Below are 15,672 nucleotides of genomic sequence, written 5' to 3'. Positions count from 1 at the left end.
CCTAGGACTTCCGAGTCAGCTCGTCGAGCGCCTCGCGCCATTCTTGCCCGAGCTCGCCTAAAATGACGATCTCGGGTTCGTCGTCGCCGTGGGGCGGCACGCTCTCGCGCTCCCCCGTGGGGACGAGGAACGCCGATTCGACGGAGGGCGGCGGCGCCGCTTCGGCGTCTTCGCCCGGCATGCACACCACCACGAGGGCGGTGATGTTGTCGCGCGCCCCCGCCTCCCGCGCCGCGTCCACCAGCGATTCGGCCGCTTCTTCCGCAGAATGGGCCATGCCCAGGAGCGCGTTGATGCGAAACGGCGCCAGCGCCTCGGTGATGCCGTCGGAACAGAGCAGGTAGCGATCGCGCGGCACCAATTCGAACGTGCGCACGGTGACGCGAAGCGGATCCTGCATCCCCAGGGCGCGGGTCACCACGTTGCGTGGAAGCTTTTTCAACACGTCGTCGCCCATGTCGGGCCACATCTCGAGCACATCCTTCAGCAGCGAATGATCTTCCGTGAGCAGCTCGAGCAGGCCATCGCGCCACCGGTAGCAGCGACTGTCGCCCACGTGCGCCACGTGGATCGAGCCGTACGACGCCGCGGGAAGCGCGGCCACCACCGTGGTGCCGAGACCTTCGCCCGCCTTGCGCCGCTCCATCACGGCGCGGTTGGCGTGCTGAATGGCGCTGACCAGGCGGCGTGCATCGACGTAAAGGCCGAAGCTGTCCACATCGGCGCGATCGGCGCGGTCCTCGCCGCTGGCCTCGAAGGCGGAGGCGATGCTGTCCAGGGCAAGCTGGCTCGCCACATCGCCCGCGCCCTGCCCGCCCGCGCCGTCCGCGAGCACGAACAACCCGAGATCGGGACGCTCGAGGGCCGCGTCCTCGTTGACCTCACGGCCGCCCACGTGCGTGCGGCTGGCCGAACGGATGTCCATCATGCCCGACAGAATATACGCCAGGCTGCGGTCGCCCCCGTCAGGCTTTCGAAGGCACCAGTTCCACGAGGCCTGGAATTTCGTCCAGGCGCTTCAACAGACGCGCTTTTGGCTTGTATGTCACGGCAAGACGTGCCGCCTTCAGCATGGCCACATCGTAAATGTTGTCGCCGAATCCCGCATAGAGCACGCGCTTGCCGATGCGCGCCTCGATGGCGATCATCTTGCCCGGATCGTAGGGAACCGGTCCGGCCATCGATGCCGCCATGATGTCGCCCTCGAAGCAGGCCGTTGCCGCCTCCACCTGTCCGCGAGGAAAATCGAGCAACTCCGCGGCAGCATCGACGATGGATCTCGGCGACGCGCTCACGAGAAGGACCTCGATGCCTTTTTGACGCGCCCAATTCATGATGGCCACCACATCGTGGTGCAGTCGCGACACGAGATTGCGCTCACGAACGACCTGTTGGGCGAAGGCATGAATCTCGTCACGACGCCAGCCGGCGCAGCACCACGTCATCATTTCGCAGCAACGAAGCTCGGGATAAACCTCGGCGTTCTGGTAAGCGTCGAAGAGACGACGCGCGAGCGTCGCCGCGTCGCCATGGGCATCGATGCCGAACTCCTCGGCATCTTTTCGCATGGCCTCGACGGCCGGCGCCCGAAAGTCGTTATGTTGAAGAAGTGTGAAGAAGAAGTCCTCGGCGACGTCTCCTTCCCATAGGGTCCCGTCGCCGTCGAAGGCGACCGCACCCCCCGGATTTTTCAGGGTTTCCTGCTCGATTCGTGCGAAAATCTCTTCGCTGCTCACCTTCTTCATGGGCTGTCAAGATAGCCCATAGGGCTTGACTCCGGGCAATGTCGACCGCATCCGGTAGGGCGCGAAGAAGGTCGCTTCGAGGGGAAGGCGGTCGGGCTCACGACGGGGTTTCTCTTCCGCTGGCGTGGCCCTAGGTCATCGCTTACTGTCGTTTGTAACTGAACGTAGATTCACAATTCTGAATTTGGATTCACCGAGCGAGAGAAAACCCGATATGCGCACGTTCATCCGATCGACTTTGCCTATTTCCACAGCCGTGTTCGGCGGAATGATGTTTCTCGCGACGGGCGCTTGGGCGCAGCAACCGACGCGTCCGGGCCCGCAACCGGGGACGCCGCCTCCCGCAGGCGCGCAGGCCGCCCCCGGCAGGCCGGGCGCCGCCCCGGCAGGCGCACAGGCTCCCAAACCGGGCGCCGCGGCGCCGGCGGTGACCGCCCCGACGGAGCGCATTCCAACGGAGCTGACCGAGTTCTCCGAGTCGGGGTTGACCTCCGAGCAGGTCGGGCAGCGGGCAGCAACAACGAGCTTTCAGGCAAAGGCCCAACAAGAAGCGCTCAATTCCGCGCAGGCCAAGGTGGACGCGGCGTGGGCCGGCTTCCTGCCGAAGATCACGGGCACGGCGCGCTATACGCGGCTCAGCACCATCACGCCCCAGTCGTTCGGCAGCTTCACGGTGGTAGGAACCTCACAGACGGCGCCAGGCCCTGTCGACCCCAACACGACCAGCCCCGTCCCGTTCAATTTCAGCTTCCCGATCTTCTTGAACCAGTATGCCCTGCAGGGTGGCATCACGATTCCGATTAGCGACTACTTCTTGAGCATCAACCAGCGGTACACGGCGGCCACGCATGCCGAGACGGCGGCCCGCTTCGACGTGGCAACGGCACGCGCCAAGTCGGGCGCGGACGGTCGTGTGGCGTTCTACAATTGGCTCCGCGCGCGCAACCAGGTGGTCGTGGCAGTCCTGGCGCTGCAGGATCAGAGGAACCATCTCACGGACGCAACGAATCAGTTCACCGTGGGAAATGCCTCACGTGCCGACGTGCTTCGCGCGGAAACGAACGTCGCCGCCGCCGAACTGACGGTGGAACAAGCGAAAAACGCCTCCGATCTGAACGAGAAGCAGGTGCGCATCGCGATCCATGCGAAGGAAGACGAGCGCCTCGTTCCGGGCGAAGGCCTGGATGCGAGCCCTGCGCCCATGCAAGGCAACGTGAAGGCGTTCACCGAGGAAGCGCTGGCCTCGCGCTTCGAGGTGAAGAGCGCCGACGCGAACGCCGAGTCGGCACGACGCCAAGCCAAAGCCCAGCGGGCGGGGAATTACCCGTCGCTCAGCGCCTTCGGTAACGTGTACTACCAGAATCCGAACCAGCGCATCGTGCCCGCGACGGACCAATGGCGGGCCACCTGGGACCTGGGCGCGCAGCTCACGTGGACGCCGACGGACATTCCGGCCGCGGGCGCCAACGCGAGCAGCTTCGAGGCGCAGGCCGCGCAGATCGAAGCGAACAAGCAGGTCACGCGCGATGGCATCGAGGTGGAGGTCATGCAGGCCTACCAGCAGGTCAAAGAGGCCGACTTCTCCACCGAATCGACGAAGCGCCAGCTCGCGAGTGCGACGGAGGCCTACCGTGTGGCCCGGGAGCTCTTCAACGCCGGCCGAGGCACGTCCACGACCCTGACCGATTCCGAGACCGAGCTGACGCGCGCCCGCCTGGCCGAGCTAAATGCCCGCGTCGATGCGCGCATCGCCCGCGTCAGGCTGGAGCACGCCCTCGGTCGCGACACGAAAAACGTGAAGATTCAGTAGGGTTTAGGGTTCGAATCCCAGCGTCCCCCACCTCTCTCTCCCCCCTAAACCCTAACCCCTAAACCCTAAACCCTGATAAGCGAGATCCATCGTGTATCTCGCACACGTCGGAGTGGTGGGCGGTGGCCCGTGGGGTTTGTCGCTGGCAGCAGCAGCCGCGCGCGCCGGAACGAAAGCGCTGATTCAGTCACGGCGTGATCTTTCATCGGCGCTCCCCGCCGGCGTCGAGCAAGTCGCGAACATGGAGGAGCTGGCGCAACGCGCGCGGCTCCTCGTGCTCGCGGTGCCGTCGGAGACCGCGGCGGAGGTGGCGCGCCAGCTGGGCGACCACGTCGATGGCCGCCACTTGGTCGTGCACGCCATCCGCGGGCTCGCCGGCGAGTCGCTGGAGCCCATTTCGCGGGTGGTGCGGCGCGAAACGCCGGCCCGTCGCATCGGCGCGTTGAGCGGCCCTGCCATGGCCGAGGAGCTGCGCGACGGCAAGCCGTGCGCGCTGATCTGCGGCTCGCAGTACCCGGAGGTGAACGCGGCCCTGCTCGCGGCCTTCGCGTCGCCGTCGCTGCGCATCTACGAAACGGGCGACTTGATCGGCCTCGAGTGGGCCAGCGCGCTCGTGGGGTGCTTGGCCATCGGCGTCGGCTACGCGCAAGCGGTGGGGGTGAGCGCAGGCCTGGTGGCAACGTTCATCTCGCGCAGCGTGGAAGAGGCTTCGCGCATCGCGGCCGCGGCAGGTGGCCAAGAGCGCACCCTGCTGGGGCTGGCGGGCTACGGCGATTTGCTGGCCTCCGTCGCGCAGGAAGCGCGGCCCGAGGTCGTCGTGGGGCGCGCCTTTGCGCGCGGCCTGTCGGTGGAGCAAGCGACGGCGGAGGCCAAGCTGCGGGTCGAGGCGATCGAGCTCATTCCGCGCATCATGCAGTGGGCGACGACACGCGGCGTGCGCATCCCCATCTTCAAAGGGCTCGCGAAGGGCATGCTCGCAGGCCGCACCGCGGAAGATTTGGTGCGCGAGCTCATGGCGCAACCCGTACAGAAATTGAGCTAAGGTAACAGTCGAATGGATGTGTCGAGTTTGAAACTATCCAGTGCTGGAACCGCGGCAGCGAGAAGAAACCGGCGAGACCGGCGAGACGTGTGGGGTCGGAACGCCGGGATCGCCACACCGTCTAGCGATCCTCTCGTTAGACAGGGACTAAGGCGCCGGCCTCGCCGGGCTTGTCCCGCTGCCGCTGCAGGTTCAATCGGTTTTTGAGGTAGTCGTGGCTGTTACGATTGCAACGTACAATGTGAAAGATCTCTTCGATTCGACGGGCGAATCCGATAAAGCCCATGTAAATCGAAAGCTCGACACGCTTGCAGCCGTCGTTTCCAAAGTGGACGCGGACGTGCTAGCGCTGCAGGAAGTGGGCTCGGAGTCGGTGCTGGATCGGCTGCGCGAGCGGCTGCCGGGCATGTACGGCTTTCGCATGGTGGGCACCGCCGATGCACGCGGGATCCGATGCGCGCTGCTCTCCCGGTTGCCCGTGCGGAGCTACCACGTGCACGCGACCGAGCAGCTGGATTTTCCACGCTTCCACGAGATGGATCCCTCCCCCTTCGGTGCGCGCATCCCGCTGCGTCGGGGCATCGTGCACGCGGAGATCGACGCGGGGGCGCTCGGCGTGGTGCACGCGCTGGTGCTGCACTTCAAGTCGGCACGACCGGTGCCGTTTCGCCGGGCCGATGGTGTCGCCGTGGAACCGGTGACCGCGCGGGCTGAAGCCGAGGGCGAGCTGCGCACCTTGGTGTGGCGCGCCTCGGAGGCACTGTTCGTGCGCGGGCTGGTGGACGACCTTCTGACGAAGAAGCCCGGGCACCATCTGCTGGTGACGGGGGACTTCAACGACGTTCCCGGCTCGACCGCGTTGCGCATCGTGTCAGGAGCGGAGCCGAACGCGCTCCTTTCTGCGGCTGACGCGCTGGAGGGCGAGCGCTTCAGCGTGTTGCACCGCGGGGCCCGCGCGGAGATCGACCACATGCTGCTCTCCTCCACGCTCCGCGCCCGGGTGACGCGAGCGCGGTATTTCAACGAGGGCTTGCGCGATCATTCCGTGCTTCCGGTGCACGAGTTCCCCACCCCCGACTCCGACCATGCCCCGCTCGTGGTACGCTTCGAGTAGGGTAACGGATGGAACTGCCGAACGACGAGACGCTAAACTGGATCGTGACCCACTACGCCGACTTCGTGGCGAAGCACGGCGAGGCGATTGGGCAGCCCGAGCTGGTGCTGCCCACGGGCGAGTTTTTTCCGGACGAGTTCTCGTTCGACGTGCAGAGCATCGCGCGGCTGTTCGAGCGCATGCTCTCGTACGCGCCGGTTTCGGACGACCTGGAGTTCGGCCTTCAGTTCCTCGACGGTGAGGCCTCGGCCGGAGGCGGGTGCGGAACCGGTGGGTGCGGAACGGGAGCCTGTTCGACCGACGGAAGCGCGGCTCCTACCCGCGCGCAAGGCAACATGCTCGAGACGGACGAAGGCTACATCGCGATCCTGAGCACCGCGCACGTGCAGAACCCGACCTTGCTCACCACGAGCCTCGTGCGCAGCATCGGCGCCATCATCCTCGCCGAGGCGGGCGAAGAGGTCCCCGGGGACGAGCTCGACCTGGCCAGTGAGGTTGCCGCCGTGGCGAGCGGCTTCGGCGTGCTGCTGCACCAAGGCTCGTACGTCTATGGCAAATCGTGCGGTGGCGCGCGGGTGCAGAAGGTCACCCAGCTCTCGGTCGAGGAGATTGCCGTGGCGCTGGCCCTCTTCCTCCGGCACCACGACATCAAAACGTCGCACGCGCGAGCGCACCTCGACACGACCCAGCGCGAGGCCTTCGACAAAGCGCTGGAGTGGGTCGATTCGAACGAGGCCCTCGTGGACGGCCTCCGCGAGCGCCCGGAAGAAATCGCCTTGGGCTTCTTCGAGCTTTCGCCGGTGCGCGGCCTCTTTGGGCGACTCTTCTCGAGCGGGCCTCTGCTCGGGGCAGCGAAAACCCGCTAACCGACGCGAAGACAGTGGTGTTAGGCTGCGCCATGGAGCGCAGGCCCCCCGTCACGCCGTCGGACGAGATTGATCTCTACGTCCGCACTTATACCTCTCTTCTCCGCTCGACCGTCGAGGTTCGAGTGCGCGCCTTCGAGGAGGCGCATGCCTTCGCAGGGTCGTCGTTGCATCCGGGGGCGCTCTCGCCCACGCCGGACGTGTCGGCCTTTGCCTATGCCGCAGCCCGATTGCCGGATGACATGCCGGGCATCGACCTGGTGGTGCTCGGCCAGTCGCACGAGCTGTTCGAGGCCGCCGGCTTCGACGTGCAAAACTGGCGCACGGTCCGCACGCGCGGCCGGCGGCGCCCCCTGCGGTTGGATCCGGAGGGACGCCGGCTCGCGGTGTTCATCGCCAGCGAAAGCGACATCGACGACTTCATCCCCATTTTGACGGCGTTCCAGATCGAGTGGAACAAGATGCACGAGCGGCTTCGGCCCCTCGCCGCCGAGGCGGGCGGCATCGACAAGCCGGCGCCTGCGACGGAGGAGGTGGCTCGCTACCTCGGCATTTCCGTCGACGAGGTCGACGTGCTCACGCAGGCCTTCGGCGGGCGACTCGCGCAAGGCATCGCCAACATCGCGAACCACCCCATCGACGTGAACGTGCGCCTGCTCGCGGCGTCGTATTCGCAGTACCAGCGCTCCGCGCAGCGATGGTGGAGCGGCATCGAGCCGCACTACGTTCGCTCGGAGCCGCCGCGCCGGCGGCCGGTGTACTTCGTTTCGTCCAACACGCACGCCATCGCCAACCTGGTCGGCGGGTATGCGCGCACGCACCAGGACGCGATTTTGGCGTTCGGGCGCGAGACGAACCCCGAGGGCCTGGCCGACACGATTGCCACCGCGCAGGCCTCGGGCAACGAGGAAGATCGGCTGCCGTTTCTCTATTACTTGCTGCGCGGTTACATCCACGCGCGGCCCGGGCGCGATCGCATGCGCGAGGTGCGCGCCTTCGAGGCGAGCTGCGGTCTGACGCACCTGTCGGAGCCGGGGCACATCGACGTCGATGCGCAGATCATCGAGGTGGGCAAGATCAACCCGAGTGTCATCGACCCGCGGTTGAACCTTCCCGGGCTGGCCGCGGCGCTGCCCAAGAGCGATGCAGTGATCATCAACATCGATTACCCATTGGGCATGGCGGCGTACCATTTGATGTCGCGCGTGGGCCAAGGCGTGGGCGAGCTGCACGGCGTCTACGTGATGGGCAAGGCCGCAACGCTCAACGGCCGCGTGGGTGACGTTGCGCTATCGGGCACCGTTTTCGACGAACATTCGCGAAACACGTTCCTTTTCCGAAACGCGTTCGGCGCAAAGGACATTCGGCCGTACCTTCGTTACGGGAGCGTGTTCGACAATCAGTCGGCCCTGACGGTGCGCAGCGCGTTTTTGCAAAATCGCAATTACATGAGCGCCTTCTACCGCGACGGCTACACCGTACTCGAGATGGAGGCCGGCCCCTTCCTCGCCGGTGTCTACGAACTGGTGCACCCCACCCGGGTCCCGCAGGACGAGATCATCAACCTGAGCTCGACGGTGCCCGTCGACGTGGGATTCGTGCACTACGCATCGGACACGCCGTACTCACGCCGCCAGTCGCTCCTCTCGAAGAGCTTGAGCTACTTCGGCGTCGACAGCACCTACGCGTGCGCCATCGCCATCGTCCGCCGCATCCTATCGCTCGAGATCGAACGAACCGCGGGGATGATCTCCCCTCGCTGAAACCTAAGAGAACATCGCTCAAACGGGCTTTCGACGTTTGAGCGTATTTTGCATTTGAACGCCGTGCACCAAGTCGATGCCCGCCCCCAGGGCAGCGGCGACGTGCACGGCTTCGTGCATTTCGTCGGGGGACACGCCCATATCTGCCAGCGTGTTCGTGTACGCATCGATGCAATAGGGGCATTGCTTCGAATGGGCGACGGCCAGCGCGATGAGTGCCTTCTCGCGCTTGGTCAGTGCGCCGTCCTCTCCGGTAACGGCGTTGTAATAGGCAAAGAACTTATCCATCAGCGGCTTCGCGTAGTGCCCCATGTCGGCGAAGTGCGCGAGGTCCGAGCGCGCGTAATAGTGCGAACTCTCGGCCCCGTCGTCACCGGCGGCCGCGTGCGATGCGGCACACGCCGACAGTGCGGCCATCGCCTCGGCGGCGCGCGGGTGAGCCGGATCGATCGGGCGCAAGTCGCAACCCATTTTGGCGTCGTGCAACACCAAGGCCCCAATGGCAAATTCGACAGGGCGCGTGTGCACGACATCGGGCCGCGGCGGATAGACCCAATGCTTCGCCTCCACCTCCGTGTGGCAGCAATACACGGGCGTTCCGCTCCCGCCTTGCGCGCGATGGCGCCAACCGTGGCCGATGGCAACATTTGGAACCGAATCGAACACATGGCGCACTTCCGCGGTGACGCGCCGAAGATCGATGCCGGTGTGATCGAGCACCGGGAAGTCGAGCGGAGGCTCGTCCTTCAACATGTCGTCCTCCGAAACGGGAATCGACGAGAAGATCATGTTGCAGCCGCTCGGGAAGGGATACTTCACGTACCCCTTCGTACAGCTCGTGGCCTCCGACCCCAGAGCGCGGATGCGCTCGTGCGGGAGTAAATCCGTATCGGCTACCTTCACGTGGAGGTGAATGGACTCAGCCAACGCCATCGCTTCCGCGAAAGGAAACGCCGCGTCGAACAGCGATAGCGTTTCGGCCTTCTCCGAGGGACTCAGAAGCTTCCACTCGCAAAAGATGCTCAGTGTCTTCTCGACGGCAGTACGGTCCATGGTGGAACCCCTCCCTTGCACACTTTTTCTCAAGACGCGTCGCGCGAATGCTTGCGGACGATGAGCATCGCGAGTTCCAGCGCCTGCTCGCAATTGAGGCGGGGGTCGACTTGGGTGCGGTAACGGCGCGCGAGATCTTCTTCGCGTAGGTTGCGGGCGCCGCCTAGGCACTCGGTGACGTTTTCGCCGGTCATCTCGAGGTGGACACCGCCCAAGCGGCTGCCGCAGGCGGCGTGCACGTCGAAGGCGCGTTCGAGCTCGGTGCGGATGTTCTCGAAGCGGCGGGTCTTCACGCCGTTGCCCAAGGTCTCCGTGTTGCCGTGCATGGCGTCGCAGCACCAGAGAACGCGCGCGCCCTCCTGGCGAACGGCTGCGATCAAGGGTGGCAGGTGGTACTCGATGTTGCCCTCGCCCATGCGGTGAATCAAGGTAAGGCGCCCAGGCTCGTTGGTCGGATTGAGAATCGCTATCAGCCGCTTCAATTGATCCGACTCCGTGCCGGGTCCCACCTTCACGGCGATGGGATTGCGCACGCCGCGGCAATATTCGACGTGGGCCCCGTCCACGTGGGCCGTGCGCATCCCGATCCAGGGGAAGTGCGTGGAGAGATTGAACCAGCCTTCCTGGCGCGGAACGTGACGGGTCTGCGTTTGCTCGTACTGCAGCACCAGCGCCTCGTGCGACGTATAAAATTCCGGACGCGCGCCGCCGGCACGGTCGCCGCTCAAGGCTTCGACGAATCGCATCGAATCGCCGATGGCTTGCACGAGGCGCCGGTATTCGGCCTGCATCGGCGAGCAATTCATCCACTGCAGGTCCCAATACTCGGGGTGGTGAGCATCGGCGAAGCCGCCGTCGAGCAGCGAGCGTACGAAATTCATGGTCATCGCCGAGTGCGCATGGCCTCGCAGCATGCGCTGCGGATCGGGCCGGCGCGCCTCCGCGGTGAATTCCGGGCCATTCACGAAGTCGCCGCGGTAGCTCGGCAGCGATACGCCTTGGCGCGTCTCCAGATCGGTCGACCGCGGCTTCGCGTATTGCCCCGCGATGCGTCCGATGCGCACCACCGGCTGCTTGAGGCCGTGAACCAGCACCAGGTTCATTTGAAGGAGCACCTTCAAATCGTTGGAAATATGCCCCGACGTGCAATCGTCGAATTGCTCGGCGCAGTCCCCGCCCTGCAACAAAAAGGCTTTGCCGTCTTGCGCCTGCGCAAGGCTTCGCTTGAGGGCGAGCACCTCGCCCGACGTCACGAGCGGCGGCAACCTCTCGAGCTCGGAGAGAACCAGTTCCAGCTTGTTCGGCTCGTCGTACACGGGCTGCTGCGCCGCGGGCTTGTCACGCCACGACTCCGGTGACCATTGCGGGGTATCCACTGAATCCATGTCGTCCACTCGCAATATGTCATTCTCGCGATGGAAGCCCAGGGGATTTTACAAGCAGACGGGGAGCTTTCGTAGTTTCAGTTGGCACCATTGGCCATTGAAATCCAAAAACCTCCCCGTCTCCCTGTAATCTTCTCTTCTTCTAACCTTCGCAGCGCCGGACGTATTCGAAGTCGACCGGGCGCCCCTTGATGCCCTGCTTGGGGGCCGAGATCCAATTGGCCATTTGCTTCGGATCGAAGATGGGGTGCTGCATCAAGCTGCGGACGTACTCTTTGTCCTTTTCGCTCGGAAGCCAATCGTCGCGGCGCGCCGCGAAATCGGCCGCGGAGATCAGTTTTCCCGACGGGTCGGCGCTGACGTCCGAATAAATACCGATGTGGCGATGGAAACGGCGGTTCGGTAGTTCGAATTTGAACTCCACGCCGTGGGCGGCAAGCTGCCGGTTCCACTTGTCCAGGCCGCGCTGGCAGTCGACGACGTACTCGTCGCGGAGGATCTCGTTCATCGCGTTGCGCAGGGGCACCTGCTCGGTGGTCACCGCGGCGTCTTTGACCACGTCGACCGCGTACGAAGCGTCGAGCGCGCGGTGGTCTTCGTATTTGTCTTCTTTGGCGCGCCCTTTGAGGCCCGTGGCGAAGAACGATGCGGCATTCGACGAGATCTCGCCGCCGAACAAATCGAGCGACAGCGAATACCAAAGGTTCAAATACCGCTGCATCGTCGGAAGGTCGATGGCCCCGAGCTTTCGCACGTCGTCGGGGTGGGTCACCTTGTTCTTCTCCATGAGCTCCGCGGTGCGCTCGACGATGCGCCCGACGCCGGTCTCGCCCACGAACATGTGGTGCGCTTCCTCGGTGAGCATGAAGCGCGTGGTGCGCGATAGCGGATCGAACGCGCTCTCCGCCAGGGCGAGAAGCTGGAATTTGCCGTCACGGTCCGTGAAAAAGGTGAACATGAAGAACGAGAGCCAGTCGGTGCAAGGCTCGTTGAAGGCGCCCAGGATGCGCGGCGTATCGCGATCGCCGCTGCGGCGCATGAGCAGTGCCTCGGCCTCCTCACGGCCGTCGCGTCCGAAGTACGAATGAAGGAGGTAGACCATCGCCCAGAGGTGGCGGCCTTCCTCGACGTTCACCTGGAACAGATTGCGCAGATCGTACACGCTTGGACAGGTGTGCCCGAGCATGCGCTGCTGCTCGACGCTGGCCGGCTCGGTATCGCCCTGGGTCACGATGAGGCGCCGCAGCGTATTGCGGTGCTCTCCGGGGACCTGCTGCCAAACCGGATCGCCGAGGTTGTCGCCGAAGCCGATGGTGCGGTCCGGCACCGCGGGCGCGAGGAAGATGCCCCAACGGTAGTCGGGCATTTTCACGTAATTGAAATGCGCCCACCCGTCGGACTCGACGCTGATCGCCGTGCGCAGGTACACGTCGTCCGTCTGGAAGCCGTACGGCCCCATCTCTTTCCACCACGAGACGAAGTTCGGCTGCCACGCCTCCAGGGCGCGCTGGAGCTTGCGGTCGCTGGATAGGTTGACGTTGTTCGGGATTTTCTCGTCGCTGATCGCAGTGGTCATGACACGCTCCATCAAGTACGGCGAAAATCGAATTCGGGGCGCTCGGGACTTCCGTAAAGGGTGAGTGCGCCGCGTTGACCGACGGCGTTGGGACGCTGGAAGATCCAGTTCTGCCATGCGGTGAGACGGCCGAAAATCTTAGTCTCCAGCGTCTCCGGCCCGGCGAAGCGAAGACTTGCCTCCATGCCGGTGAGCGCGTCGGGTGAATAGCTGGCGCGCTCTTCGAAGGCGATGCGGATTTCGTCCTCCCAATCGAGGTCGTCCGGGGCGAACGTGACGAGCCCCTCGTCGAGGGCCACCTTCGTGTCGAAGGGCTCCGTTCTCTCCAGAACGCGCGCCACCCGCGAGGGCTCGCGAAGAAACCGCGATTCGAGGCGCGAGAGACCGTTCGACATGGGGTACGCCCCGGCATTGAGCTTCGAGGTGTGCAGCGCGACGCCATCGTCATCGAGCATGTAGACGCGGTCCGAGGCCAGGGCGAGCTCGAGCAAGGTGCCCGCGAAGCACGACCCGGGTTCCACCAAGGCGAAGAACGTCTTCGCCGACAGATCGAGCCGCTTGAGAACGCGGCGCACGAGCAAGGTGACCTCGCGCACCAAGGGATCTTCCCGGTGCGCGTGCAAGAACGCATCGACGGCGAGCACCGCGGCGGGATCGCCCTCGGTCTTCAGGGCAATGACGCCAATGTCGGGCTGGTTGAAGCGCAGGTCGAGCAACGCATCGTCAAGCTCGCGGAAGGCGCGAAGGATCCACGCGTCGGCGCCGGCCTTGGCGAGTTCGTCCGGCGTGCCCGGTTGCACACCGGCCGGCCCGCGCACGATCAACGTCGCCGTGCGCGCGGCGCGATCGAGGGCGAGCGAGACATACTTGTAGTCTACACCGTTGTCGGTGCGGTTCGCCTCGAGCGGCGTGAGCGCGATGGGCGGGTGCGCCTTGCGCTTCGAGGCCGCGATGAAGGCATCCGTACGCGTCTTCACCGCCGCATCGAACTGCGAACGCGAGGGCGATTCATCGACGAGGTTCCACGCGACGGCGCGCTTGCCGCGAATGCCCTCGGCCAACGTGGAGAAGACGTCCGCCAGATCGCGCCGGACCTTGCGCTTGTCGACGAGGCGCGTCAGCCCGCCCGTGCCCGGAAGCACCGCGAGCAACGGCGCCTCGGGCAGGCTCACGGCCGACGAGCCGTCGTCCTGTAGGACGATGGAGTCACACGCCAGCGCCAGCTCGTAACCTCCCCCGGAGGCGGTGCCATTGACCGCGGCGACGCTGGAGACGCCGGTCTCGGCGCTCATCTCCTCGAGGTAGAGCCTCGTCTCGTTGGTGAACTTGCAGAAGTTCACTTTGAAGGCGTGGGTGGAGCTTCCCAACATGTAAATGTTCGCGCCGGACGAGAAAATACGGTCCTTCGTGCTGGTGATGACCAGCGCTTTGACGGCCGGATGTTCGAAGCGAATGCGCTGCAGGGCATCGGCCAGCTCAATGTCGACCCCCAGGTCGTACGAGTTGAGCTTCAAGACGTAGTCGCCGCCGCCGTCCTCTTTGACATTCATGGCGAGCCGCGCGACGGCACCGCCGTGCTCCGCCGGAAAGCTGAGTTGCCAATGACGGTAGCGATCGGGATGGGTTTCGAATCGGACCGGACTCGTGACGGCTGCGTGAAGGGCGTCGGCCATAGCCCCCAAACCGTACCCGATGCCGCGATGAGAGTCTTGCTCTGAAGCGAAAGACGGCGGACAGTCCGCTTATGATCGAGCTCGAAAGCTATCTGCAAGGCGCCTGGGTACGAGGAAGCGGACGTGCGACCACGCTCGTCAATCCGTCGACGGAAGCCCCCATCGCGACGTCCAATACCGAGGGTCTCGATTTTGGAGCCGCCCTCGCGCACGCACGCGATGTGGGCGGGCCCGCGTTGCGAGCCATGAGCTTTGCGGCGCGGGGTGAGATGCTGCGCGCTTTGTCGCGGTGCATCCACGCCCACCGGGACGAGCTCATCGGACTGGCCATCGAGAACGGCGGCAACACGCGCGGGGATGCGAAGTTCGACATCGACGGGGCGTCGCTCACCTTGGCGGCCTACGCCGACGTGGCCGCGGAGCTTGCGAAGGAGGCACCGAACGGCACCGTGCTGCTCGACGGGGTCGCCCTTCCACTCGGCCGAAGCCCGCGCTTGGTCGGTGCGCACATCTCCGTGCCGCGCGAGGGCGTGGCCGTGCACATCAATGCCTTCAACTTCCCCGCGTGGGGCCTCGCCGAAAAAGCCGCCGTGGCGCTCTGTGCGGGGGTGCCGGTCGTGAGCAAGCCCGCCTCGAGCACTGCGCTGGTGTCGCACCGCATCGTGCGGCTCTGGGTCGAGGAAAAGCTGCTACCCGCGGGGGCGCTTTCCTTCATTGCCGGCAGCCCGGGCGATCTCTTGAAGCACCTGCGTGGGCAAGACGTCCTCGCCTTCACGGGCGCGGGAACGACCGGTTCGCACCTGCGGGCCGAGCACGCGGTGCGCGAGCACTCCGTGCGGATCAACGTGGAGGCCGACAGCCTCAATGCCGCGGTGCTCGGCCCCGACGTGGGCGACGACTCGGAGGTGATGAACCTCTTCGTCGGCGACGTCGTGCGCGACATGACCCAAAAGACGGGGCAAAAATGCACGGCCATCCGGCGCGTGTACGTGCCCGCGGACAAGGTGGCCACGGTGCTCGAGCGGCTGCGTGAACGGCTCGCGGACATCAAGGTGGGCGACCCTTCCCGCGAGGACGTGGGCATGGGCCCCCTTGCGACGGCGCAACAATTGGCGGACGTCCGCGCCGGCGTCGCCAAGCTCGCGGGCCATGGTAAAGCCGTGTTCGGAAGCGCGGATCCTTTGCATGAGAAGGGCTACTTCATCAGCCCCGTGTTGCTTCACGCCGAGCGGCCCGATCCGGGTGATGCAGTGCACAACCACGAGGTCTTCGGGCCCGTCGCCACGGTGATGCCGTATTCGGACGCGGCCGATGCCGTGAAGTGGGTGGCGGCCGGTGGGGGTGGTCTGGTGTCGAGCGTCTATTCGGACGACAAGGCCTTCGTGCGTTCCGCGGTGCTCGGCATTGCGCCGTACCATGGCCGTGTCACCGTCGGTTCGTCGAAAATCGCGGCGCAGGCCGTGCCGCCGGGCACCGTACTGGCTCCGCTCGTTCACGGTGGACCGGGGCGCGCGGGCAGCGGTGAAGAGCTTGGCGGTCGTCGCGGATTGGCCTTCTACATGCAACGCGTCGCCTTGCAGGGTGACCGAGCGTTGCTCGAGATGATCTCAGGACAGCGTGAAGAGAAAGCGTAAAGCTCGCGCGG

General features: G+C 65.2%; 12 protein-coding genes. 6 read left to right on the top strand and 6 right to left on the bottom strand.

Features of this window, described 5'->3' with window-relative positions; all coding sequences use genetic code 11:
- Position 1: 1 nt before the first annotated feature.
- Both LVJ94_08880 and LVJ94_08875 read right to left on the bottom strand, forming a co-directional pair.
- Positions 2–928, bottom strand: coding sequence for a protein phosphatase 2C domain-containing protein (locus tag LVJ94_08880; protein WXB07348.1), 927 nt, complete (start codon positions 926–928; stop codon positions 2–4).
- A 37-nt stretch (positions 929–965) separates the two neighbouring features.
- Positions 966–1,745 carry a haloacid dehalogenase-like hydrolase gene (locus tag LVJ94_08875; GenBank protein WXB07347.1) on the bottom strand — a complete coding sequence of 260 codons (780 nt, stop codon included), beginning with the start codon at positions 1,743–1,745 and terminating at the stop codon, positions 966–968.
- 214 nt (positions 1,746–1,959) lie between these two features.
- On the opposite strand from LVJ94_08875, the gene LVJ94_08870 reads away from it, so the two are divergent.
- The 5 genes from LVJ94_08870 (at position 1,960) to LVJ94_08850 (ending at position 8,340) form a co-directional block, all read left to right on the top strand.
- Complete coding sequence (locus tag LVJ94_08870) at positions 1,960–3,555, top strand: TolC family protein (protein ID WXB07346.1); 1,596 nt, start codon at positions 1,960–1,962, stop codon at positions 3,553–3,555.
- A 91-nt stretch (positions 3,556–3,646) separates the two neighbouring features.
- Positions 3,647–4,597, top strand: coding sequence for an NAD(P)-binding domain-containing protein (locus LVJ94_08865; GenBank protein ID WXB07345.1), 951 nt, complete (start codon positions 3,647–3,649; stop codon positions 4,595–4,597).
- A gap of 214 nt (positions 4,598–4,811) precedes the next feature.
- Positions 4,812–5,711, top strand: coding sequence for an endonuclease/exonuclease/phosphatase family protein (locus tag LVJ94_08860; protein ID WXB07344.1), 900 nt, complete (start codon positions 4,812–4,814; stop codon positions 5,709–5,711).
- 8 nt (positions 5,712–5,719) lie between these two features.
- The gene (locus LVJ94_08855) at positions 5,720–6,577 is read left to right on the top strand and encodes a hypothetical protein (GenBank protein ID WXB07343.1); all 858 of its coding nucleotides are present in this window, start codon (positions 5,720–5,722) and stop codon (positions 6,575–6,577) included.
- Between the two features lie 32 nt (positions 6,578–6,609).
- On the top strand, positions 6,610–8,340 hold the full coding sequence (locus LVJ94_08850) for a hypothetical protein (GenBank protein ID WXB07342.1): 1,731 nt from the start codon (positions 6,610–6,612) through the stop codon (positions 8,338–8,340).
- Between the two features lie 18 nt (positions 8,341–8,358).
- On the opposite strand, the gene LVJ94_08845 is transcribed toward LVJ94_08850, so the two are convergent.
- The 4 genes from LVJ94_08845 to boxC form a co-directional block, all read right to left on the bottom strand.
- Positions 8,359–9,393: an arsenosugar biosynthesis-associated peroxidase-like protein gene (locus tag LVJ94_08845; protein WXB07341.1), complete on the bottom strand. Its 1,035-nt coding sequence runs from the start codon at positions 9,391–9,393 to the stop codon at positions 8,359–8,361.
- A 29-nt stretch (positions 9,394–9,422) separates the two neighbouring features.
- Complete coding sequence (locus tag LVJ94_08840; GenBank protein WXB07340.1) at positions 9,423–10,778, bottom strand: 3-deoxy-7-phosphoheptulonate synthase class II; 1,356 nt, start codon at positions 10,776–10,778, stop codon at positions 9,423–9,425.
- Between the two features lie 142 nt (positions 10,779–10,920).
- Complete coding sequence (gene boxB / locus LVJ94_08835) at positions 10,921–12,354, bottom strand: benzoyl-CoA 2,3-epoxidase subunit BoxB (GenBank protein WXB07339.1); 1,434 nt, start codon at positions 12,352–12,354, stop codon at positions 10,921–10,923.
- Between the two features lie 11 nt (positions 12,355–12,365).
- A complete protein-coding gene (gene boxC, locus LVJ94_08830) occupies positions 12,366–14,027 on the bottom strand; it encodes a 2,3-epoxybenzoyl-CoA dihydrolase (GenBank protein WXB07338.1) in 1,662 nt (553 codons plus the stop codon).
- Positions 14,028–14,098: 71 nt separating this feature from the next.
- Between boxC and LVJ94_08825 the strand changes: the two genes are divergently transcribed.
- On the top strand, positions 14,099–15,661 hold the full coding sequence (locus LVJ94_08825) for a 3,4-dehydroadipyl-CoA semialdehyde dehydrogenase (protein ID WXB07337.1): 1,563 nt from the start codon (positions 14,099–14,101) through the stop codon (positions 15,659–15,661).
- Positions 15,662–15,672: the final 11 nt, after the last annotated feature.

It is taken from the genome of Sorangiineae bacterium MSr11367 (genome assembly GCA_037157805.1).
GTDB lineage: Bacteria > Myxococcota_A > Polyangia > Polyangiales > Polyangiaceae > Pendulispora > Pendulispora rubella.
The sequence above is the reverse complement of the archived record's forward strand: the minus strand, read 5'-3'. Positions and strand labels throughout refer to the sequence as shown.

What these genes read in the sequence shown, in the direction of transcription:
- LVJ94_08880 (WXB07348.1), bottom strand. Translation starts at nt 928, where the DNA reads ATGATGGACATCCGTTCGGCCAGCCGCACGCACGTGGGCGGCCGTGAG.
- LVJ94_08875 (WXB07347.1), bottom strand. Translation starts at nt 1,745, where the DNA reads ATGAAGAAGGTGAGCAGCGAAGAGATTTTCGCACGAATCGAGCAGGAA.
- LVJ94_08870 (WXB07346.1), top strand. Translation starts at nt 1,960, where the DNA reads ATGCGCACGTTCATCCGATCGACTTTGCCTATTTCCACAGCCGTGTTC.
- LVJ94_08855 (WXB07343.1), top strand. Translation starts at nt 5,720, where the DNA reads ATGGAACTGCCGAACGACGAGACGCTAAACTGGATCGTGACCCACTAC.
- LVJ94_08850 (WXB07342.1), top strand. Translation starts at nt 6,610, where the DNA reads ATGGAGCGCAGGCCCCCCGTCACGCCGTCGGACGAGATTGATCTCTAC.
- LVJ94_08845 (WXB07341.1), bottom strand. Translation starts at nt 9,393, where the DNA reads ATGGACCGTACTGCCGTCGAGAAGACACTGAGCATCTTTTGCGAGTGG.
- LVJ94_08840 (WXB07340.1), bottom strand. Translation starts at nt 10,778, where the DNA reads ATGGATTCAGTGGATACCCCGCAATGGTCACCGGAGTCGTGGCGTGAC.
- boxB (WXB07339.1), bottom strand. Translation starts at nt 12,354, where the DNA reads ATGACCACTGCGATCAGCGACGAGAAAATCCCGAACAACGTCAACCTA.
- boxC (WXB07338.1), bottom strand. Translation starts at nt 14,027, where the DNA reads ATGGCCGACGCCCTTCACGCAGCCGTCACGAGTCCGGTCCGATTCGAA.
- LVJ94_08825 (WXB07337.1), top strand. Translation starts at nt 14,099, where the DNA reads ATGATCGAGCTCGAAAGCTATCTGCAAGGCGCCTGGGTACGAGGAAGC.